This window comes from Thermostichus sp. MS-CIW-26 (genome assembly GCF_054059115.1).
Map to the genome: position 1 here is coordinate 1 of NZ_JBSSBV010000044.1, position 21,279 is coordinate 21,279.

General features: G+C 58.8%; 19 protein-coding genes, 1 tRNA gene and 1 pseudogene. 11 read left to right on the forward strand and 10 right to left on the reverse strand.

Annotated features, from left to right (window positions below):
• Positions 1-75 precede the first annotated feature (75 nt).
• Together ACVWZU_RS11810 and ACVWZU_RS11815 are read right to left on the reverse strand one after the other, a co-directional pair.
• Positions 76-1,116 (reverse strand): anthranilate phosphoribosyltransferase family protein, encoded by a 1,041-nt coding sequence (locus ACVWZU_RS11810; protein WP_457445065.1) that lies wholly within the window; start codon positions 1,114-1,116, stop codon positions 76-78.
• Positions 1,117-1,224: 108 nt separating this feature from the next.
• The gene (locus tag ACVWZU_RS11815) at positions 1,225-2,184 is read right to left on the reverse strand and encodes a LysR family transcriptional regulator (protein ID WP_457403205.1); all 960 of its coding nucleotides are present in this window, start codon (positions 2,182-2,184) and stop codon (positions 1,225-1,227) included.
• A gap of 137 nt (positions 2,185-2,321) precedes the next feature.
• On the opposite strand from ACVWZU_RS11815, the gene ACVWZU_RS11820 reads away from it, so the two are divergent.
• The 5 genes and pseudogenes from ACVWZU_RS11820 (at position 2,322) to ACVWZU_RS11840 (ending at position 5,952) form a co-directional block, all read left to right on the forward strand.
• Positions 2,322-3,473, forward strand: a complete 1,152-nt coding sequence (locus tag ACVWZU_RS11820) for a serine hydrolase domain-containing protein (protein ID WP_457445066.1) — start codon at positions 2,322-2,324, stop codon at positions 3,471-3,473.
• A gap of 55 nt (positions 3,474-3,528) precedes the next feature.
• On the forward strand, positions 3,529-4,425 hold the full coding sequence (locus ACVWZU_RS11825) for an XdhC family protein (protein WP_457445068.1): 897 nt from the start codon (positions 3,529-3,531) through the stop codon (positions 4,423-4,425).
• 70 nt (positions 4,426-4,495) lie between these two features.
• Complete coding sequence (locus tag ACVWZU_RS11830; protein ID WP_457445070.1) at positions 4,496-5,689, forward strand: RNA-guided endonuclease InsQ/TnpB family protein; 1,194 nt, start codon at positions 4,496-4,498, stop codon at positions 5,687-5,689.
• A gap of 6 nt (positions 5,690-5,695) precedes the next feature.
• Positions 5,696-5,830 (forward strand): annotated as a pseudogene (locus tag ACVWZU_RS11835) (XdhC family protein); the annotation flags it as partial.
• A 48-nt stretch (positions 5,831-5,878) separates the two neighbouring features.
• Positions 5,879-5,952: transfer RNA gene (locus ACVWZU_RS11840), tRNA-Met, on the forward strand.
• An 18-nt stretch (positions 5,953-5,970) separates the two neighbouring features.
• On the opposite strand, the gene leuC is transcribed toward ACVWZU_RS11840, so the two are convergent.
• The 3 genes from leuC to ACVWZU_RS11855 form a co-directional block, all read right to left on the reverse strand.
• The gene (leuC, locus tag ACVWZU_RS11845; protein WP_414329830.1) at positions 5,971-7,374 is read right to left on the reverse strand and encodes a 3-isopropylmalate dehydratase large subunit; all 1,404 of its coding nucleotides are present in this window, start codon (positions 7,372-7,374) and stop codon (positions 5,971-5,973) included.
• Positions 7,375-7,563: 189 nt separating this feature from the next.
• Complete coding sequence (locus tag ACVWZU_RS11850) at positions 7,564-8,664, reverse strand: polysaccharide deacetylase family protein (RefSeq protein ID WP_457445072.1); 1,101 nt, start codon at positions 8,662-8,664, stop codon at positions 7,564-7,566.
• A 63-nt stretch (positions 8,665-8,727) separates the two neighbouring features.
• The gene (locus tag ACVWZU_RS11855; protein WP_457445074.1) at positions 8,728-9,759 is read right to left on the reverse strand and encodes an NAD(P)/FAD-dependent oxidoreductase; all 1,032 of its coding nucleotides are present in this window, start codon (positions 9,757-9,759) and stop codon (positions 8,728-8,730) included.
• 206 nt (positions 9,760-9,965) lie between these two features.
• Here ACVWZU_RS11855 and ACVWZU_RS11860 point away from each other — a divergent pair, with 206 nt between their 5' ends.
• The 5 genes from ACVWZU_RS11860 to ACVWZU_RS11880 all read left to right on the forward strand — a co-directional run bounded on the left by ACVWZU_RS11860 (position 9,966) and on the right by ACVWZU_RS11880 (position 14,858).
• Entirely contained in the window at positions 9,966-10,931 is a 966-nt protein-coding gene (locus tag ACVWZU_RS11860) for an SPFH domain-containing protein (RefSeq protein WP_011431991.1), read from the forward strand.
• 12 nt (positions 10,932-10,943) lie between these two features.
• Positions 10,944-11,483 carry a ribosome maturation factor RimM gene (rimM, locus tag ACVWZU_RS11865; RefSeq protein WP_011431990.1) on the forward strand — a complete coding sequence of 180 codons (540 nt, stop codon included), beginning with the start codon at positions 10,944-10,946 and terminating at the stop codon, positions 11,481-11,483.
• Between the two features lie 201 nt (positions 11,484-11,684).
• Positions 11,685-13,613: a DNA topoisomerase (ATP-hydrolyzing) subunit B gene (gene gyrB / locus ACVWZU_RS11870; RefSeq protein ID WP_457445076.1), complete on the forward strand. Its 1,929-nt coding sequence runs from the start codon at positions 11,685-11,687 to the stop codon at positions 13,611-13,613.
• A 222-nt stretch (positions 13,614-13,835) separates the two neighbouring features.
• Positions 13,836-14,447, forward strand: coding sequence for a glycerol-3-phosphate 1-O-acyltransferase PlsY (gene plsY / locus ACVWZU_RS11875; RefSeq protein ID WP_414522593.1), 612 nt, complete (start codon positions 13,836-13,838; stop codon positions 14,445-14,447).
• A gap of 42 nt (positions 14,448-14,489) precedes the next feature.
• The gene (locus ACVWZU_RS11880) at positions 14,490-14,858 is read left to right on the forward strand and encodes a gamma-glutamylcyclotransferase family protein (RefSeq protein ID WP_414329655.1); all 369 of its coding nucleotides are present in this window, start codon (positions 14,490-14,492) and stop codon (positions 14,856-14,858) included.
• Here the strand turns inward: ACVWZU_RS11880 and ACVWZU_RS11885 are convergent.
• The 4 genes from ACVWZU_RS11885 to minC form a co-directional block, all read right to left on the reverse strand.
• Entirely contained in the window at positions 14,836-17,184 is a 2,349-nt protein-coding gene (locus tag ACVWZU_RS11885; protein ID WP_457445079.1) for a cation:proton antiporter domain-containing protein, read from the reverse strand. The genes ACVWZU_RS11880 and ACVWZU_RS11885 overlap by 23 nt on opposite strands.
• A 397-nt stretch (positions 17,185-17,581) precedes the next feature.
• Positions 17,582-17,884 carry a cell division topological specificity factor MinE gene (gene minE, locus ACVWZU_RS11890; protein WP_011431985.1) on the reverse strand — a complete coding sequence of 101 codons (303 nt, stop codon included), beginning with the start codon at positions 17,882-17,884 and terminating at the stop codon, positions 17,582-17,584.
• Between the two features lie 82 nt (positions 17,885-17,966).
• Positions 17,967-18,773 (reverse strand): septum site-determining protein MinD, encoded by an 807-nt coding sequence (gene minD / locus ACVWZU_RS11895; protein ID WP_457445081.1) that lies wholly within the window; start codon positions 18,771-18,773, stop codon positions 17,967-17,969.
• Positions 18,770-19,504 (reverse strand): septum site-determining protein MinC, encoded by a 735-nt coding sequence (gene minC, locus ACVWZU_RS11900; protein WP_457445083.1) that lies wholly within the window; start codon positions 19,502-19,504, stop codon positions 18,770-18,772. The genes minD and minC overlap by 4 nt, the downstream gene beginning before the upstream one ends.
• Before the next feature lie 172 nt (positions 19,505-19,676).
• On the opposite strand from minC, the gene ACVWZU_RS11905 reads away from it, so the two are divergent.
• Positions 19,677-20,630 carry a M48 family metallopeptidase gene (locus ACVWZU_RS11905; protein WP_011431982.1) on the forward strand — a complete coding sequence of 318 codons (954 nt, stop codon included), beginning with the start codon at positions 19,677-19,679 and terminating at the stop codon, positions 20,628-20,630.
• A gap of 119 nt (positions 20,631-20,749) precedes the next feature.
• Here ACVWZU_RS11905 and ACVWZU_RS11910 read toward each other — a convergent pair whose 3' ends face one another.
• Positions 20,750-21,115, reverse strand: coding sequence for a hypothetical protein (locus ACVWZU_RS11910; RefSeq protein WP_457445085.1), 366 nt, complete (start codon positions 21,113-21,115; stop codon positions 20,750-20,752).
• Positions 21,116-21,279 lie beyond the last annotated feature (164 nt).

Sequence of the window (21,279 nt, forward strand, 5' to 3'; positions counted from 1 at the left end):
CGGGATACCGCCATTCTGTTTGGAAACAAACAGAATGCTATCGCTGCATAGTTGAACAGTGATGTTCAGCAGTGTTCAGCGTAAATGTATCAGGTCGATCACCCGGATCAGTTGTTTCAGCTTCTCCATCACCCGTCCAGAGCGAAGCAGGTCTTCCGCCTGTTGGATCCCTTCTGGCAAGGATGGAGCAAGCCCGAGGAGCCACAGATAGCTGCCCCCATTCCAGAGAACGGCTGGGGTGAGTTCACAGGGATCCCCGCTGAGCACCTGCTGCATCTGCCGGAGCAGCTCTTTCTCTCCGGAGAAGGGGATCTCCGGGCCTGCCAAGTGGCAATCTCTGGCCTTCAAGAGCAGCCGTTTGCCGCCCTGGTTGAGAATGGCCGCTCGCTCCCGTGGCAGGTCGCAACTGCCTTCCAGACCTTTGACGGTGGTGAATTGTCGAATCTCCCGCAGGGCAAACAGCTCCAGCATCGTGGCCTCGGTGGGAGGATGCACATAGCCGGCCACCAGGTGAAAGGGGCCTTGGTAGGGCGTCCAGACCAGTTCCAAGGTGGCCAAGGGGGGGCGCTTGCCGATTTGATCCCGGTAGTCCATCAGAGCCTGAGCCTGGGGAAAACAGGTGGGCAAATACAAAAATCCCAGCCCGGTTTGTTCCAGCAGTTGCCCCACCCGCTCCAGGGATAGCCCTCGCCAATCCACCCCCAAGCTCCGCCACACCGCTTCCAAGGGCAGCCCATACTTGGTGGGACAGAAGCCAGAGCCATGCAGCAAAACGGCTGACCCTGCCGCTGCCAGCAGCAAAGCCACCAGCACCCCCAGCGGTGCCGTCCGCGAGCGGCCATCGTAGGGATGGCCAAAGATGATCAAGGGATGAGGCAGATCCTGCCGGGGCAGAAGAGGGCCGTACTCTGCATAGGCATCCAACATACCGGCCAGCTCCTCGGCAGTGGGGCGCTTGATGCGGTGGGCAATTAAAAAAGCCCCGATCTGGGCGGGAGTGGCCTCCCCCCGCAGGAGCATTCGAGCAGCGCTGGCGGCCTCTGCCCGGCTGAGATCCTGGTGGGTGTGGGTGCCGCTGCCGATTTTTTTCAACAGCTCGCGAAACTCTTGGCTCATAGCATCGGCGGTCGGGAGCGCTGGGCTACTCAGGATAGGGGGAGATAAGGGCGGAACACTTGAAACTACCGATATGGGTATTTGACCAGAAATTTCTACAAAAGGTCTCTACAAAACCGACAACAGCCCAGCAGAGGGCCAATGGGGATCTGCGCCGGAAGCAGGCTCAACCTCAGACTGCCTGATAAGCTGGGCGGCCAACTGCAAAAACCGGCGAATGGGAGGGATCCGATAGCGATCGCTGGTGGTAACCATAACCACCTGTCGTCTCAAGAGAGGGGGCTCGGTGGGCCGCACCTGCAAATCCGGATCGGCGCAGCAGTCCACCAGGGCCGACTCCGGCAGGAGGGCAATGAGCTGCCCCTGTCGCACCACCCCCCGAAAGGCATCCAAGGTGTTCAGTTCCAGGGCTGCTCTCAGGGGAAGCCCCTGTCGGGCCAGATGGGATCCCACCAAGGAGCGCATGGCATAGCCATCTTTGAACACAGCCTGGGGATACTCCGCCAGCACCTTCCAGGGGATCCGCTCGTAGCGGCTGAGGGGATGGGTGGCGGGCATCAATACTTGAATTGGCTCCGAGTACAGTGGCTCCACCACCAGCTCTGCCCCCCGCGTCATCAGGGGATTCTCCATTACCAGGGCCACGTCCACCAGCCCATCCCTGAGCACCTTCAAGGCGCGGTCGCTGCCCAGAGCGGTAACCCGCAACTGCACCTCTGGGTACTCCCGGCAAAACTGTTGCAGCACCGGCGGCAGTTGATGGGCGATCAGCGAATGGATCCCAGCAATGCAGAGCTCGGTTTGCTGGCCCTGCAACCATTCTCGAATGCTTTCCTGAGCCCGCTGCCATTCTTGACAGATGCGACGGGCATGGGGCAAAAGCCGTTCCCCAGCTACGGTTAGAGCCACCGGGCTTTTGCGATGCAACAGCGGAGCCCCCACCGCTTCCTCCAGGGCCTGGATCTGGCGGCTAATGGCCGATTGGGTCAGACCGCTGAGGCGAGCAGCGGCCAAAAAGCTGCCCGTTTCCACCACGTTCAAAAAGGCTTGCAACAACTCCAGCCGCACTCGGGATCCCTTGATTTGATGTGATGATGTAGCCTGCCGTGGTGGCATCCTAGCCGGGGAAGCGGTAGGCTTTTGTAAATGCTGTTACAAGTTGTTTGTTGGACTGGGGATCCTCAAGCCGGGAGGAGAGGAGGCAGATGGGCTGGGATCCGACCTTGCTGGAGGGGCTGCTCAACTCTGCCATTCCCCACCTTTTCCCCGCTGCCCAGGTGGTCATCCGCCACAAGGGAAGGTGTATCTACTCAAGGGCGGCAGGTTATCTCGACCCTGAGACCCGGCGCCAACCGACAACCTCGGCCACCCGTTTTGACCTGGCCTCGCTGACCAAGCTCTACACCGCCACCGCCTGCATGGCCCTGGTGGAAGCCGGAGCGTTGCTGTTGGATCAACCGGTGAGTCTCCTGTTGCCGGAGTTTCAGGGATCCCGCCCCATTGCCCCCTATGAAGATCCTCTGCAGCCGGGGAAATGGATTGCTGTGGAACCGGAATCCTTAGGCCAGCTTGTTGCAACAGAACAGGTGACGGTGCGACAGTTGCTGGCCCACACCGCCGGTTTGCCCGCCTGGCGGCCCCTTTTTCGACAGCCCGATGCCGAATCGGCCCGGCACATGGCCCTGCACACCTTTTTGGCCTACAGGCCGGGATCCCGCACAGTCTACAGCGATCTTGGATTGATCCTGCTGGGGCTGGCTTTGGAAGGTCTGAGCGGAACCCCTCTGGATCAGATCTTGTACGCCCGGATCTTGCGGCCTCTGGGCCTGAGCCAAACTCAGTTTTATCCGGGGGATCCTTTCGACCCACCCCCTGTCTCTGGCTCTTGTGCCCCCACCGAGCTGTGTCCTTGGCGAAAGCGCCGCCTGCAGGGGCAGGTTCACGACGAAAATGCCGCCCGCCTGGGCGGGATCGCCGGCCATGCCGGACTGTTTGCCACGGCAGAGGAAGTAGCTGCTTTCGGGGAGAGTTTTTTGACGGGATCCCTGTTGCAGCCGCAGACGGTGAGGGAAATGACCCGCGAGCAGTTGCCTCAGCAAGGGGATGCCCACCGCTGTCACGAGCGCCGGGGTTTGGGGTTTGCCTTGCGCTCCCCGGATCCCTTGGCCAGCAGCTCCCCGTTCAGCCCCAGCGCCTTCGGCCACACCGGCTTCACCGGAACCTCTCTGTGGATCGATCCAGAGCGGGAACTGGTGGTGGCGCTGCTCACCAACGCCGTCTACCACGGTCGGCGGGAGAACGGGTTCCAGGCTTTCCGGGTTGCCTTCCATCAGGCCATCCTAGAGGGGCTTTCTTGATCATTGAGTCCCTGACCGTTCCCGCTAGGGTGCCGTAGGCATAACCGAGGCTGAGGTGGACGAGACCTTTTACCGACAGTTGGCAGATATGCTCTCCCGCGGGCCGCTGGTGGTGGCCACCGTGATCCGCACCCAGGGATCTGTGCCTCGCCAGGCGGGGGCGAAACTGGCCGTGGGATCCGATGGCACCCTGTTGGGCACTGTTGGCGGTGGGGCTGCCGAAGCGGAAGTCATTGCCCGAGCGCAAACCCTTTTGCAGACCGCTGTTCCCGTTGGCGATGGCGATGGTGAGTCCTCGCCGGCTGGGATGCCGGTTTCCCTCGATCTCAACAGCCCTCCCTTGGGCGTTTGCGGGGGACGGATGCACATTTGGCTACAGCGATGGCAGGGATCCCTTGCCCAAACGTTGGTGGCCCAGATCCTCCAGGCTCTGACCCAAGGGCAAAGGGCTTGGCTGATCACTCCCCTCGATCCCCAGGGGTTCCCCTACCTCAGGCTTGGCGACAGCAATGTGGAGCACTTTGCCCCCCTGCCATCCCGCCCACAGCTCCTCGCGGGATCCTGGGTCGAGCCCCTCCTCCCTTCCCCCACCCTGCTGATCGTCGGAGCGGGCCACTGCGGCCTGTCCCTGGCCCAGATCGCCCATTTGGCCGGCTTTCGCATTTGGGTTCAGGACGATCGCCCGGACTGGGTAACCCCTCAGCGCTTTCCCGTTGCCGAGCGGCTGTGCTCAGAACCCTTTGCCCAACTTATCCCCCATCTGCACAGGATCCCGCAGCTCTACATCGCTCTTGTGACCCGCAGCTACAGCCTCGATTGCCAAATCCTGCGGGCCATCTACCACTCCGGCCTGACCCCCCACTACCTGGGGATGATCGGCAGCCGCAAGCGGGTACAAACCGTACTGCGAACCCTGGCCCAGGAAGGGATCCCGGAGACCGCCGTCAGCTAGAAATCGCAGGAGCCCCGCACTGTACCCGTAGGGTCAGTGTCGGGAGGAATGCGGAAGTTATGATAGAACCATGACCCAAGTCCTGACCGTCCCCTGCAAGCTCAAGGTGTCCCAGTCGCAAGCCGCAAAGTTGGATGCGACAATGGATGCCTTTGTGCAGGCGTTGAACTGGGTCAACCAAAACACACCAGAAAAAGTAGTCAACGCAGTCAAACTCCAGTCCCTTTGCTATTACCAGATTCGCGCTCGGTTTGGCTTGTCCAGTAACTTGGCTCAGCAGGTCTGCAGACGGCTGGCCGGTGCCCGTAAAGTTGCCCGACAGGAAAACCGTCCGGTCAAAGCGTTCAAGAGAGGCTTTGCGACCTACGATGCCCGTATCTTCTCGTTTCGCGAGAAAGACTGGTCGGTGTCGCTGACCACGGTTGGGGGTCGAGAGCGCTTTGAGCTGGCGATTGGCCGTTACCAGAGAGAACAGTTGGCAGGCTCCAACCCCAAATCCGCCACTCTGGTCAAGCGCAAAGACGGTTTCTACTCCATTCAAATCTGTGTGGAAACGGAACCGTGCCCACCGCAAGGCACGGATAGAGTGCTGGGCGTGGATTTGGGAAGGACGGATATTGCTCATACATCGGAAGGAGATAACTGGAATGGACAGCAGTTGAACAAAGTCCGAGACCATCACTCCCGGTTGAGGGCGGTACTCCAACGCAAAGCCAGTAAGGGCACCCGCAGTTCGCGGCGCAGATGCAGAGAACTGTTGCAACGGCTGTCTGGCAAGGAGAGGCGCTTTCAGGCGTGGGTCAATCATCGCATCTCCAAAGCTATTGTCTCTAGGGCAAAGACCACAAACAGCGCTATTGCTCTGGAAGACTTGACAGGGATCCGGGAAAGGGTCAATCAACAGCCACGCAGCAAAGCTGAGCGCCGCAGAACCAATAACTGGGCGTTCTACCAGCTTAGGATGTTCGTGGTCTACAAGGCTGCCATTGCCGGAGTACCTGTGGTGCTGGCTCCGCCTGCCTACACGTCGCAGACCTGCCACCGGTGTTTGCACATCCATCCCGATCCTACGCAATCCTATCGCAGTGGAAAGAAGTTTAAGTGTGGACACTGTGGATGGGAAGGGGATGCGGATTTGAATGGTGCGAATGTGATTGCGCTTTTGGGGGCTGCTGTAAACCAGCCTAGAGGTTCGTGGTTGGCTTGCCAACTGCAGGGCTACCGAAAGCTCGCCCTGTACTGCGAAGCAGTCAGGGTCGGGTAGTTTACTCGGCTCTTTGCCCCCATTGGCCTGGAGATCCACGCCGAAACCCCCGCCGAGATTGCCATCAGCATCACCGCCCAGCTCATCCAGGTGCGACGGGGATCCCCGAAGACAATACCCACACAAAAGGGCGAAACTTAGGCGTAGGCTTGCCGGTTAGCCGGAGGACAAGCTAGGCTAGAAAAGCGCCGCGGGGTAGAGCAGCCTGGTAGCTCGTCGGGCTCATAACCCGAAGGTCACTGGTTCAAATCCAGTCCCCGCTATGCCTGAGAGACGGTTGGTTAAAGCAGTGTCCGCACATCCACCACCTTGCCGCTGACTGCCGCCGCTGCCACCATGGCCGGGCTCATGAGCAGAGTGCGCCCGCTGGGGGATCCCTGGCGGCCCTTGAAGTTGCGGTTGGAAGAAGAGGCGCTGATCTGGCGCCCCACCAGCCGATCCGGGTTCATCGCCAAACACATGGAGCAACCGGGATCCCGCCACTCAAACCCCGCCGCCTCGAAGATCTCCCGCAGGCCCTCCTGTTCTGCCTCCTGCTTTACCCGTTCTGAGCCGGGCACCACAAACGCCTTCACCCCTGGGGCCACCCGTCGCCCCTTAGCAATCTTGGCTGCCTCCCGCAGGTCGCTCAAGCGGCCATTGGTGCAACTGCCGATGAAGCAGACATCCACCGGTGTCCCCACGATGGGATCCCCTGGCTGCAAGTCCATGTAGGCATAGGCCTCTTTGGCCAGTTCCCGCTCGCTTTCCGGCAGATCTTCTGGGGCAGGGATCCGCTCATCCACCCCAATACCTTGGCCGGGGGTGATCCCCCAAGTAACCGTCGGCGCAATGTCTGCGGCTTGGAATACCACCACGTCGTCGTAGCGGGCATTGCCGTCGCTGGCCAGACTTTTCCACCAGGCTACCGCCTCTTCCCAATCGGATCCCTGGGGGGCAAACTCTCGCCCCCGCAAGTACTCAAAGGTCACCCCATCGGGGTTGACGTAGCCGCAGCGGGCCCCTCCCTCGATGGACATGTTGCAGAGGGTCATGCGCTCTTCCATGCTCATGGCTTCAATGGCGCTGCCCCCATACTCGTAGGCGTAGCCCACCCCGCCTTTGACCCCCAGCTTGCGGATGATGTGCAGAATTACATCCTTAGCGTAAACTCCCGGCCCCAACTTGCCGTGGATCTCAATGCGGCGCACCTTGAGCTTGGACAAAGCCAAAGTTTGGGTGGCCAATACGTCTCGCACCTGGCTGGTGCCGATCCCAAAGGCAATGGCCCCAAAGGCCCCGTGGGTAGAGGTGTGGCTGTCCCCACAGGCAATGGTCATCCCCGGCAGAGTTAACCCCTGCTCCGGGGCAATCACATGCACGATCCCCTGCCGACCGGAGCCACTGTTGTAGAAACGGATGCCGTATTGCCGGCAATTGCGCTCCAATTCCTGGATCATCTCCTCTGCCAAGGGATCCGCAAAAGGCCGTGCCCGGTTGTCGGTGGGAATGATGTGATCCACGGTGGCCACCGTCCGCTCGGGAAACAGAACCGGCAGATGACGCTCCCGCAGCATGGCAAAAGCCTGCGGACTGGTCACCTCGTGAATTAGGTGCAGGCCGATGAACAACTGCGTCTGCCCAGAGGGCAAAATCCGCACCGTATGGGCATCCCACACCTTATCGAATAATGTCCTCTCGCTCATCTTTCTCGGCCCGCAGCCAAGTCCTGTAAACTTTCAATGTGCTACTTGGGGAAAAGCTTGTCAAGGCACAGGCCTCCGTTATCTCTGGGCAACGCTGCTGAGCTGAGCGAGATGCAGCCCTTCTTTGAACATCCCCAGCCGGCAAAGGCGGGTCGGAGTCCTCAAGCCAGAAAACCTGTTGCCAGCCCTTCAAACGGGATCCCTGATGGCCGGCCAGGGCAAAAAGCGATAGCCCGCCTCTTGAATGGCGGCGACGATATCCGGCAGTGCCTCTGCAGTGTGGGGCCAGCGATCGTGCAGCAGCAAAACTAGGGGCTGATCGGAAGCCTGGATCGCCGGCAACTGGGCTCGAATGCGCTCCAAAAGTTGGGCTGCACTTTGGCCCGCGTAAGCATCTTCTGCGCTCATGTTCCAGTAAAGAACGCGATACCCTGCCTGCTCTAGAGAATGGCGCAAAGCAGAGTCTAGGCGAAAACCTCCCGGTGGGCGAACAACCAGTTGGGGATCCAAGTTCAACGCTTTGAGCAGTTGGGTTGTCTGATCCACCTCAGCATAAAACAGCTCATTGCTTCCGTAGAGACGTTGATAATCGTGGGTAAAAGTATGATTGGCTAGGGTGTGGTGATGGGCCTGGATCAATTGAGCCAACTCTGGAAATCGGGAAACGTGGGTGCCGATAACAAAGAAAGTGGCCGGGATCTGAAGATCATCCAAAACCTGTAAAAGTCGGGGGGTAGACTGAGGCCAGGGGCCATCGTCAATGGTCAGAAAGGCAGAACGAGGTGGCACTTCCAGTAAAGGCCCCAGCACTTCTTCTAAAGGCAGTTGCAAAGGTTGAGTATTTTCTGCCGGATCGAGAAAGTCGGGATCCGGGATCCAGCCATGCTGCAGAAACACCTCCACACGAGGGGGAGCAGGGGTAATCAACAGTCGCCCCGTCTGCTCATTTTGGTTGCCCCAGCTCAGTCGATAGGGCAGATCCGAGGCAATCTCGACGGTTGTTGTACGGGTAATGACTCCGTAGGGGATGTCAATCAAATAGTGCCCGTTCACCTCTTCTTGATGGATCCAGGCTGCAGAAGGAGCTGATAAATAAATGAGCAAATCTTGGGGATTGGCGCCGCGCACCACCCGAATGCTTTCGATGGGGAGAATGAGGTTGTATTCCGAGGTGGCCGTCAGGTTCAGCTCAAAAAGAGGCTGGGCCTCTACCGTGCAGTAGTAGATCAGTCCAACCAGTAGGAAGGCTAGGCAAAATATCAACGCTTTCAACGCTTTCAGAGAGTGCATGGAATGGCTTAATCCTTCGCAACCAATCATAGGACAGAAGCCACCCAAGCTCGATAGAGCCCATCAATTTAGTGAGGATCCGGAAGGCCCTGGGATCCCAGGTGGCGAGAGCAGGCGCTCTTCCCATTTACGTGCAGGTGAGGCCCGTCGGATGTCCCGCCAAATGGCTGTGGCAGCTAGGGTGCCATCGGCAACCGCAATCGCCACCTGGTTCAGGCCCTGCTTCAAATCGCCCAGTGCAAACAGCCGCGGATGAGCAGTGCGACACCACTCGTCGGTCAACAGGTTTTCCCCTTGCCATTTCAAGCCGGGGATCCCTTTCAAATAGGCATTGTGGTATCTGGCGCCCATCGCCACCAAGCCGGTAGTTGCTTCGATGTAAGTGCCATCTTCCAACTCCACACCCTGCAATTGATGGTTTTCTCCCCAAAAACGACGAATGGGAGTTTCGTAGAGTGGGTAGCCGTGATCTGCCAGCTTTTCCCGCATTTTGGAGCTTACCGAACACAAGCCGTGGGTCAGCACCGAGATATAAGGTGTAAACCAGTTGAGGACAAAAGCTGTATTGATCCGATCTTCTGAATTGACGATCAACACTGACTTTTGATCCCGCATTTCGTAGCCATCGCAGATCATACAGACATGCAGTGAATAGCCCGCGTAGTCGTAAACATTCTGCATATCCGACAACTGAGGCAGCTCGTCCATAATGCCGGTTGCTGCAATCAGATATTTGCTCCGAAAAATGGGGTAGAGGCTGTTCACTTTTCCCACCTTGACTTTGACCGCAAAGAGGTCTCCCTCATCGGTGGCATCTTCCACGAAGCCGCGCAGGTAATCTACCCCTAAACTGAGGGCGTGCTCTGTTCCCTGTCGCAACAGCTCTCGTCCGGGAGTGGTCGGAGGCAATCCCAGATAATTGCGCAAATCCTGCATCCAAAAAGAGCGGCCTCTGCCCTTCTCCACCACCAGGCAACTCAATCCATAACGAGCCAGATAGATTGCCGCCGACAACCCCCCTGCTCCCCCTCCGGCCACAATCACGTCATAGATTTTGCCCAAACCAACCTCTAGATTCCTGCTGCTCAGTTTCATAGACGGGATCCCCTCACCAGACTTCTGCTGGGTGGCCTCAAGTTGTCGGTTGCGGCCCGAAAAATCTTAAGAAGCTCCAGACGTTCCGCAGAGCTGCAGATCATACTTGGTCCATCGCGTTTCTGTTGAGATGTGATCGAGCTAAGGGAGCAGTCCCAGCAACCGTCTAGAATGGGGACTGAACTCCCCCTTAGGAGAAAAGCCCTATGCCAGGTATCTTAGCGGCCATTGCCCTGATCTTTGTCGGCTACCTGTTCAACTCGGTCAAAATCATCAGCCAGGGGTATGAGGCATTGGTGGAGCGTTTGGGCAGGTTTCATCGCAAGCTGACCCCAGGATTGCACTTTATTCTTCCCCCTATCGATAGGATTGTGTTCCAGGAAACCATCCGCGAGAAGGTGTTGGACGTACCTCCTCAGCAGTGCATCACCAGCGACAACGTCTCTTTGATGGCCGATGCGGTGGTCTATTGGCGCATCACCGACATGATCAAGGCCCGCTATGCGGTGGAGGACGTGCAGCGGGCTTTGGTTAACCTGGTGCTGACGGCTCTGCGGGCAGAAATTGGCCGCATGGATTTGGATCAAACCTTTTCCTCCCGCGCCGAGATCAACGCCCGCCTTTTGACAGAGCTGGACGAGGCCACAGATCCCTGGGGGATCAAGATCACGCGCGTGGAAGTCAGGGACATTCAACCCTCTAAGACTGTGCAAGACTCGATGGAAAAGCAGATGGCTGCCGAGCGGGAGAAGCGGGCCGCCATTCTGAAATCAGAAGGGGAGCAGCAGGCCAGCATCAACCAAGCGGCTGGGGCCGCCAAGGCGCAGCTATTGCGGGCAGAAGCGGAGAAACGGGAGCGGCTGCTGTTGGCTGAGGGCACGGCTGAAGCCATCAAGACCATCGCCGCCACTTTGCAAGAGAATCCAGAGGCAGCCAATGCGTTGCAATACCTGATGGCGCAAAACTATATCGACATGGGCTTCAAGGTAGGCAGCAGTCCCAGCGCCAAGGTAATCTTCATGGATCCCAATTCGATCCCTGGCACCCTGCAAGGGCTGCTCTCCATGGTGGACGTGGCCAAGGGTGGGGAAGGATCTCGCGCGGCGGCCTCTCAGAAGCTGCGTACCCCGGCTTCTTTCCCAACCGAAGTGGACTTTCCGCGGCTCGACTGAGTTTGACCGACCATGATGGCCCGGGATCCCGATTGGCTGCTGGTGGGACAGGTGGTGGCGGCCCACGGCTTGCGGGGCTGGCTGCGGGTTAGGTGCTGGTCGGATTTTCCAGAGCGCTTCACAGAGCCTGGACCACGCTGGTTGCAGCGGGATACGGATCCCGAGCCCCTGCTGCACCCCTTGATCGAGGGGCAGTTTTTCCCGGCTAAGGGTCTTTATTTGGTGCGACTGGAAGGGATCCCCAATCGAACGGTGGCTGAGACTTGGGTGGGGGCTAGGCTGCTGGTACCGGCTTCCCACCGCTTGCCCTTGCAGCCGGAAGAGTACCACTACCGCGATCTCATCGGCTTGGCCGTCTATCACCAAGGGGAGCTGCTGGGACAGGTTTCGGGGATTTTGGCAGCCGGCCAGGATGTGCTGGAGATAACGACCTCTGACCATCGGCAGGTGTTGATCCCCTTTGTGAAAGCCCTGGTGCCTGTCGTGGACTTGGAAAAAGGCGCGCTTCACGTGCAGCCGCCGCCGGGGCTGGTGGAGAGCTTTCTGGGTTAGAGTTCGGCAAGACAGCCTGACTTCCGTACCTGCATCCCATCCTGAACTTGGCCCTCAGAAGCGCCTGTGTGGCCGTTCTAGCCTTTTGTGCTATCATGGGGACAGTTTTTTGATGATAAGCTGATTCCTGGCCTTTAAGGTCAATTTTTCTGGGTTTCTGTTGATCTTGGCCGGGAGCCTTCCTCGGGATTGGAGTTGGGAATGACGGAAAACTACGGTGCAGAGCAGATCCAAGTTTTGGAAGGCTTGGAGGCTGTGCGCAAGCGGCCTGGCATGTATATTGGCTCCACCGGGCCGAAGGGGTTGCACCATTTGGTGTACGAGGTGGTGGACAACTCTGTGGATGAGGCCCTGGCCGGCTATTGCGACGATATTCAGATCAGCCTGCATCCCGACGGCTCGGTAGCCGTCTTGGACAATGGCCGTGGCATTCCGGTGGACATCCACCCCAAAACCGGGCAGTCGGCTCTGGTTACGGTGCTGACGGTGCTGCACGCGGGGGGCAAGTTTGGCGGTGGCGGCTACAAAGTCTCCGGTGGGCTGCACGGCGTGGGCGTATCGGTGGTGAATGCCCTCTCCGAATGGGTGGAGGTGACGGTTTGGCGAGAGGGCAAGGTTTACTTTCAACGTTTCGAGCGCGGGGCGGTGGTGGGATCCCTGAAATCTGAACCCCAACCCAAGGGATCCAACCGGCGGGGTACAGAGGTGCGCTTCAAGCCGGATGGGCTGATCTTTCCCGAGCGAGAGTTTGACTATGCCGTATTGGCGGCCCGCTTTCGCGAGTTGGCCTACCTCAATGCCGGCTTGAAAATCACCTTCAGCGATCTGCGGCGGGATCCGCCTCACTGCGAAACCTATCAATATGCAGGCGGCATCAAGGAATATGTGGCCTTCATCAACCACGAAAAAACGCCCATCCACTCTGACATCATCTACATCCGAGGGGAGCGGGATGGCGTGGAGGTGGAAGTGGCCCTGCAGTGGTGCTCGGATGTGTACACCGATACTTTGATTGGCTTTGCCAACAACATCCGCACCAACGAAGGAGGCACCCACCTAGAGGGCCTGAAAACCTCTCTCACCCTCACCATCAACAGCCAAGCCCGCAAACTCAACAAGCTGAAAGATTCCGACAGCAACCTGGCCGGAGAAAATGTGCGCGAGGGGTTGACGGCCATCGTCTCGGTCAAGGTGCCTAACCCCGAGTTTGAGGGGCAAACCAAAACCAAGTTGGGCAACACCGAGGTGCGGGGCATTGTGCAAACCCTCGTCTCCGAGGCGCTCACGGAGTACTTGGAATTCAACCCCAACGTGGCCAGGGGGATCGTCGATAAGGCCATCCAGTCCTTCAATGCTGCCGAGGCAGCCCGGCGGGCCAGAGAATTGGTGCGGCGCAAATCTGCCCTGGAATCTTCCCCGCTGCCGGGGAAGTTGGCCGATTGCAGTTGCCGCGACCCGGCGGAATCTGAGGTGTATTTGGTGGAGGGCGACTCTGCAGGGGGCAGCGCCAAACAAGGTCGGGATCGGCAGTTTCAGGCGGTGTTGCCCTTGCGCGGCAAGATCCTCAACATTGAAAAGGCGGATCCCGCCAAGATCTACAAAAACGCCGAAATTCAGGCCATGATCACAGCGCTGGGTTTGGGGGTGAAAGGGGATGAATTTGATCCCAGCCAACTGCGCTACCACCGCATCATCCTCATGACCGATGCCGATGTGGACGGTAGCCACATTCGCACCCTGTTGCTGACCTTTTTCTACCGCTATCAAAAGGCGCTTCTGGAACAGGGCTATGTCTATATCGCCTGTCCGCCGCTCTACAAAATCGAGTGGGGCCGCAACAATGTTCGCTACTGCTACAGCGACGCCGAGAAAGACCAGATCCTGCGGGGGCTGCCTGCCAACACCAAGTACACCATCCAACGGTTCAAGGGTCTGGGGGAAATGATGCCCGAACAACTCTGGGAGACCACCATGAACCCGGCAACGCGCACCCTCAAACAAATCACCATCGAAGATGCGGTGGAGGCGGATCGCATTTTCACCATCTTGATGGGAGATGCTGTTGGTCCCCGACGGGAGTTTATTGAGGCCCACAGTGCCCATTTGGATCTGACAGCCCTCGATATCTAGAGCGATATTTAGAGAAAGAACTCCGTCCCGCCTCTGCCGGGGTTGTTGCTATGTCTGCAGCGCCCTATGTTGCTCCACAACGTTGACGCGACGGTGCTAAGGGAAACCGTGACGGTGTTGCAGACGAGGCCGCGAGCAGCCAAAAGCTCCCGGACGGGGCAAGATCCCAGTTGCAGCCCAGACCCTGTGGCAAAGTGAGGGAGGAGCGCTTAAGATCCTGCCATGCCTGCATTGCTTACGGCTCTTCTTGCGGTGCTGGGGGGCTATCTCCTGGGATCCATTCCAACCGGCTACTGGGTAGGTCGTTGGTGGGGAGGCATCGATATTCGTCAACAGGGATCCGGCTCTACCGGAGCGACCAATGTGTTGCGGACGTTGGGCAAGGGGCCCGCCCTGCTGGTGTTGCTGGTGGATGCTGCCAAGGGGGCAGCAGCAGTGGCTCTGGGATCGGCCTTGGGATCCGCGTGGTGGGTGGTTTTGGCGGCATTGTTCGCAGTGATCGGCCATAGCCGTTCCTGCTGGCTGGGCTTCAGGGGGGGCAAATCGGTGGCCACCAGCCTGGGGATCTTGTTGGCTATGGCTTGGCCGGTAGCCCTGACAACTTTCGGCGTCTGGCTGCTGGGGCTCGCCCTCACCCGCATCGTTTCCTTCAGCTCCCTGCTGGCGGCAGTGGCGGCTCCGGTGATGATGTGGGCAACAGCTCAACCTTTGCCCTATTTGTTGTTTGCGTTGGCGGGCGGGGTGTATGTGATCGGTGCTCATCGGCGCAACATCGAGCGCCTACTGGCCGGGTCGGAGCCGCGCATTGGCCAAAAATGGACGCAATCTCCCTAATTTTCAAGGCACTGTGAAGCAGCTGTATTACTCCGCAACGCTATGCAACCGACTACAGTGGTTTTTGTCTACGGATCCCTGCTGCGGGGCGGCCAATACCACAGCTTGCTGCAGGGGGCAGAATTTTTGGGGACAGACAGCCTCAACCACATTGATCTTTACAGTCTCGGCCCCTACCCGATGGCAGTTCGTGGCCGAAACCGGCTCTACGGCGAGTGCTACCGCATCCCCTTGAGTCTATTGCCCCGATTGGACGAGCTGGAAGACCACCCGCGGGTGTACGAACGGCAGTGGGTGCAACTGGATAGCGGCACCTTTGCTTGGGTTTATCTGGGTCGGCCTGAGCAGGTGCAGGGGTGTTCCCTCATCCCCAGTGGCCGCTGGCTGGCTAGAGATCAAAGTGGAGCTTGACGCCCTCAACATACTGGGGCAGCACCAAAGACTCTATCCCACTGTTGTGCTCCGCACCGCTGTCGCGAACGCGAACGGCTGCCGACGGATCCCATTCTTGGGAATCAGACTCTTTGGCGGAGAGAGCACCGGCATCCACAGGGCTGGAAACGCGCTCCAGGTAGTAGATGCGATCCCCGCGTCGCCAAATGTCTGGCTCAGGCAGGTAGAAGAGCCGACCCGGTCGAGATGAGCCGCTCCTCAGCCGCTGCGGGCGCACCAACAACAAGGGCAGGCATAGATCGGCTTTGATTCGATAGGCAAACTGATCCCGCAGCCGTTCAAGGGTGGGATCCTCCAGTCCCATCTGGGCCAGGAAGGGATTGGGCAGCGCTGGTGCTGAAAAAGCGCTCCGCACCGCTGTCGGGAACGACTCTTGAGCCGTCAAGACATCAGCTCTATTGCTCCGCACTGCCTCCGGCAGGGTTGAGGCCGCATTCGCAGAAGCGTCACGTAGCGATAAAGGGAGAGGCAGGCCCAGGTCTGCCAACGTGGGTAGGGTGATCGAGCGCAGCTCAGCCCGGTTGGCCTCCAGATAGCCGGCCCAGCGCTGCAGTTGGGGGAAGGAAGGCTGCAAGGTGCGGATCCCTTCTGAGATAGGCATATCCGGCAGCAACACCGTCCAGATGGTGGCAGAAACCGAGAGCTTAACCATCAACTCGGCAATGGCCCAGTTCACCTGCGGATCCAGAGTCAGGATCAACAGGGTTTCCGCATGGTCGATATCAGCCTTCAACAAAGCAGACTCGTTCAGTACAGCTTCCTGCAGGGATCCGGGGATGGCTTCTGGCTTGCCGACTTCCTGGCTTGGGGCAGACTTGTGGGTGCCGTTGCCGTCAGAGGAATGAAGTTGTGGGGGCAAGCCATCTGCTGGACGACGCTTCGGCGTTCCTGACAGGGATGTGGAGGACTTACGGGATGGCGGGATGGAGTCCTTACCGTCTGTTGGGTGGGGAGCTTTGTAGCTGCCGTGCCCATTTTTGGAAGACCCAGAAACCAACGGGATCACCTCGACCGTCTGGTTGAGCGAGCGCATCAACTGGGCCAATTGGTTGGTGAGGGGATGATCGCCGATGATTATGGTGGAACTGCCCTGATCCAGACCCAGCCAACGGGCCACCCAAGCCGCGGTCAGCCCCTGTACCGTCACCGTCACCGAGATGGTCAAAAACACCAGCGCCTTGAGGGCATCCCCCCCAGTAATGCCCCGTTCTGTCAGCAGAATGGCAAACAAGGAGGCCACCGAAGCCGCCACAATGCCCCGAGGAGCCAGCCAAGCCACAAACAGCTTCTGCCGCCAATTCAGGTCGCTGCGCCAGGTACACAGCCACACACTCAAGGGACGGATGACCAGCATCAAACACAGCACTGTGGCCAGGGATCCCCAGCCCAGGGCAAACACCGCCTTGAGGGAGAGCGTGGCAGTCAGCAGGATAAAGATCACAGAGATGGCCAACACCACCAACTGGCCGTGAAACTGCCGCACACCCCGCTCGGCAATGGCCGCCTTCTGCCGCACCACCAGGCCCGCCATCACCACCGCCATCAGCCCCGCCTCCGATCGCAGCGACTGGGCCAAGGCAAACACCCCCAGCGCCCCTGCCAGCACCACCGAGTTGCGCAACTCCTCGGTTAAAAACTGCCGCGACCAGAGCAGGAAGGATCCCATCAGCCAGCCCCCCAGCGCTCCCACCGCCGACCCGATGGCCAGACGGCTGGACAACTGTTCCAGGGCCATGAGAAAACTGGGATGGCCAGAGAGCACCACCTGCAGCACCACCACCGCCAAAATGGCCCCGATGGGATCGATCAGCACCCCTTCTCCTTCCAGGAGGGTGCTGACTGCCGAATCGACTCGTACCCGCTTCAGGATAGGGTTGATCACCGTCGGCCCCGTCACCACCACCAGGGATCCAAATAAAAAGGCCAGCCGCCAGGGAAACTCTCCCAGATAGTGAGCTGCTGCCGCTCCCCCCACCAGGGTCAGCAGGGATCCCAACAAAACCAAATTGCGCAGGCTATCCGATACCGGATTGAGACGTTGCAGCCGCAGGTTCAGTCCCCCCTCAAACAAGATCAGAGCCACCGCCAACGACACCAGCGCTTCCAGCCCGGATCCCATGACTTGGGGATGAACCCAGCCCAAACCATCTGGCCCCAGCAACAGGCCAAACAGCAGCAGGAATACAATGCTGGGCACTTTGACAAAATTGGCCAGCACCTGAGCAGCGATCCCAGCCACCAGGGCTAGCGTAAACAGGATCGTCAGCTCAAATGAATCTTGCATATTGAGGCTTAACCGAACGCAATAGCGGGACGGAGCCCTTACCTTTCCAGCTACTGAACGCCAACCCTCTCATTGTTTCCATCGTTTTGTTTCCATCGTTAACGTCGTTATTACTCCGCAACGCTAACGCCAATACAGACTGCTGGAAAGTCTCCAATCGTCAAGGTGGCTCTGCCCATCACGTCAGCAGTTCATGAACTCGAACATGCAGAGTTAACATTTAGTTAACCTCTGTGTGCTGGCTCCATAAAGTTGCAAAAGCTACACCCAGCTCCACTCTTTCTACAGTACACACGACTTACCTCAACCTATCACAGAGCGAGCTTGACGACCACTCTGGCATTGGGAGCCCTGTTGGAATGAAGGCCAATTAACATGCTGCCAGAAATCTCCCCTTCTAGGCTTTCTCGCCTTCTGAGCGGCTGAGACCGGTCTCTAAGGGCTTAACGCGACGGATGGGCAGATTGGCAATGAGAGCAGTCGTTCCCCCTTCCGTAGCCAAATGAAACTGCATCCCCTCTGAATCCAGCTCCACATAGCGGGACACCACCCCCAAAATCTCCAGGCGCATTGATTCCAGCGCCGCCGGGGTGAGGTCAGCGCGGTCATGGGCCAAGATCAGCTTCAACCGTTGCTTGGCTTGCTGGCGGCTGTTGCCGGAGTGCCGAGAAAAAAGCTGATCCAAAAAATCGAGGAGCATAGGTTTTGTTAGCTTTGTTACTCAGTTGTAAACAGGTCAAAATTGCCATTGCAACCTGGATGAATTAGAGATGGAACAGTCGTCAGAGCACCTTTTGGTTTAAAAACCGTTTGGCCCGCTCCCAAAAAGACTCGCTCAAGCTGGCCAGCTTGGGAAACTCCACCGCTTCCCCTTCTAGCCGTCTGGCAATGCGCTGGATGGCCTGAGCAGCCAGAGTTGGATTGGCGGAGAGAACCAGGGGCTCCCCTTTGTTGGTGGAGACGATCACCTCGCGGTCTTCTGGAATAATACCCACCAACGGGATGGCCAGCACCTCGACCACATCTTCCACCGACATCATCTGGCCAGCTGCCACCATGTCCGGGCGCAGGCGGTTGACAATGAGCTGAGTCGATGAAATCTGTGCAGCTTCCAGCAGGCCCACCACGCGATCTGCATCCCGCACCGCTGCCACTTCTGGGGTGGTGATGATGATGGCCTCGTTGGCCCCGGCAATGGCATTGCGAAACCCTTGTTCGATCCCTGCCGGACAATCGATCAGCACATAGTCATGGCTGCTGGCCAGCTTCTCGATTAACTGGCGCATCTGATCCGGATTCACCGCCGTTTTGTTGCGGGTTTGGGCTGCCGGCAACAGCGAGAGATTGGGGGTGCGCTTGTCTTTCACCAAAGCTTGCTCGAGGCGACATTCCCCGGCGATCACCTCTAGGGCTGTGTACACCACCCGATTCTCCAGCCCCAGCAGCAAATCCAGGTTGCGCAGGCCAAAGTCTGCATCCACCACCACCACCGAGCGACCCAAGCGCGCCAAGGCAGTGCCCAGGTTGGCCGTCACGGTGGTTTTGCCGACTCCACCTTTACCAGAGGTTATGACAATGACTCGGCTCATACTCCTCTCCGCAGAAAATCCTGAAGGCTGGCGACGCAGATGACATCCTCCTGCAGGTAAACCACTTCAGGGGTGTTGGGCAGGGATCCGCCTTCTGGCGGACGGGCCACTTGATCGGCAATGCGCAACTGAGTGGGCTCCAACTGCAAAGCCAAGATTACAGCTCCCTTGTCGCCGTCGGCCCCCGCGTGAACCAGGCCCCGCAAGCGTCCCCAAACCCAAATATCTCCTCCAGCAACGATCTCGCCGCCGGGGTTGAGATCCCCCAACAGGAATACGGATCCTCTGTGACGCACGGACATGCCAGAGCGCACCGTCGAACGTAGGTACAGAGGTGTGGTGTCTGGGGGAGCAGGGGGAACTGCCTCCAAAAGGGAAGATTGCTCCACAGAATACCCCAACGTCGCTGCTGCAATCGCTGTCGAGCGGGATCGAGTTTGAACGCGCCACAGTTGCAGTCCATGCTGAGACAATAGGGCAGCAAGAAGTTGTAGGGTGGGCATGTCCAGCTCTCGCTGCTGGCTCCAGAGGGTGAGGGGAGCGACTCCGGCCCAGTAGGGTTTGCGGCTGCGCAACTGCCAAACCAGGTTTTCCCAAAGCTCCTCCCAAGGCAAGGTGCTGGGCAAGTGCAGATGGATCCCCTGGGCATCCGACCGAAAGTAAACGCTGCCCGTGGCCCAGGAGTCTGGAGATGGGGAGATTTCAGGGTTCCATGTAGGGGATCCCGTCATGACCGCCCTTAAACGTCTGCCTGAATATAGAGCCCTATCCTATTCCATTCCCCCAAGCCAGGGGAAACTCTCTCGGCGGTTGCCCTTGATAGCAAAGCGGTTTCGCTTGGGTGGCAGGACAATCTTGCTTCGGGATCGCTAACTTGAGGGTACTTGATGGAGCCAATTCCTGATGTTGAAACCTCGCCACACCCTCAGGCTGCTCGCGCCAGCAGGACAGGATCCTCTCCTCTCCAAGGGGTGGAGTTCTCGGGCGGTGAGACCGGTCGCCATTGCCCTACTCAGCATTCTTGCGGCATCTGGGATGGGATCCCCTGCCCATGCCCAAGATCTGGGCCGTTTGCTGATTCATGGCCTTCAGTGGCTGCAGGTGAGCCAGTTGAACGATGCCCAAGAGGTGAGCTTAGGCCGCCAGATCGATCGACAACTGAAAGCGCGGGGACAACTTCGCCTCAGTTCGGATCCCTACTGGGTCGAGCGGGTGAACCGCATTGGCCAACGGGTGGCCGCCCACAGCGAACGGCCCCATCTGCCCTACACCTTTCAAGTGGTGGAAGATCCCGACATCAACGCCTTTGCCACACTGGGAGGCTTTGTCTACATCACCACTGGTGCCCTCGCAGCCGCCGACAACGACGACCAGATTGCCGCCGTGCTGGCCCACGAGGTGGCCCACATCGGCGAACGCCACGGCCTGCAACAACTGCAGCAGGCTGCCACTGCCCAGTTTGGGGCTCAATTGTTGGGGCTCAACGACAGTACCCTGGCCGCTCTGGCCCTGGAATTGGGAGTACGGCGCCCGCAGAGCCGTGAAAACGAGTTTATCGCCGATGAAAAAGGTCTGGGGGCAGCCTATCGCGCCGGGTTTGACCCGCAGGGCATGCCGCAATTTTTGGCCAAGTTGCAATCCCGCGGATCTGTGCCAGAGTTCCTGCGCACCCATCCCCCCGTCTCGGAGCGCATTGCCCGCCTCAACCAGCTCATCATTCAGCACGGCATGGTCAGCCCAGCCGGTCAGACCGTTCCACTCCACGGCTCCGGCGGCTCCATTTGGCCCTCCGGATCCCCCGAACAAACCCAACGCACCGAGATTGAGATCCTGCCGCTACTCCCTGTCCTGCCCTAACTCGGCACAGAGGGATCCCTTCTGCCCAAGGCCGGCTGAAATGGCTCTCGCTCCCAATCTTTGGCCTTGATGACTTCCTGTGTTTCTTGGTCGGGGATGGCTACTGGTGGAGCTGTGCTTCACAGCAAAGGCAGACCGCGTAGTCTCCGCAACTGGTTGAGGTGGGCCGGGCAATCGCATCCAAATAGGGCAACAGCTGCGTTGCTTTCTTCAAGGGTGAACTCTAGGAAAGGAGGCTCTGTCACCTCGACTTCAGCCCAGGACTCCGTCTCGCCAACGCGAGCGGATGGGATGGGATCCTTGTGCTCGGGAACAAGAAGAGGATGTCTCCACGGCAGAGAACGGGAGCGGACAACATTCAGGTCAAATGGGGGCGCGTCCAGGGTAGAAGCTCGAGCTGCAGGAGCAAACCAAAGCAGCAACGCCCACAGAGCCGGTGCCGGCCACCTTGCCCAGCGCCAATAGGAATAGGGGATCCCTGCCATAGACCTTGCTAGCTCACTCCAGCTTTAGTGTACCGTCCGTTTTGGGTTTTGCCAGGGAGTGGCTGAAGCGAAGAGCATGCCTCTAACCCCCAAAACCCTGAACTTTGCTGAATTTACTGAGCTTTAGGCGGTTTGGCAAAAGTCATTGAGAGGGATATAGTAGA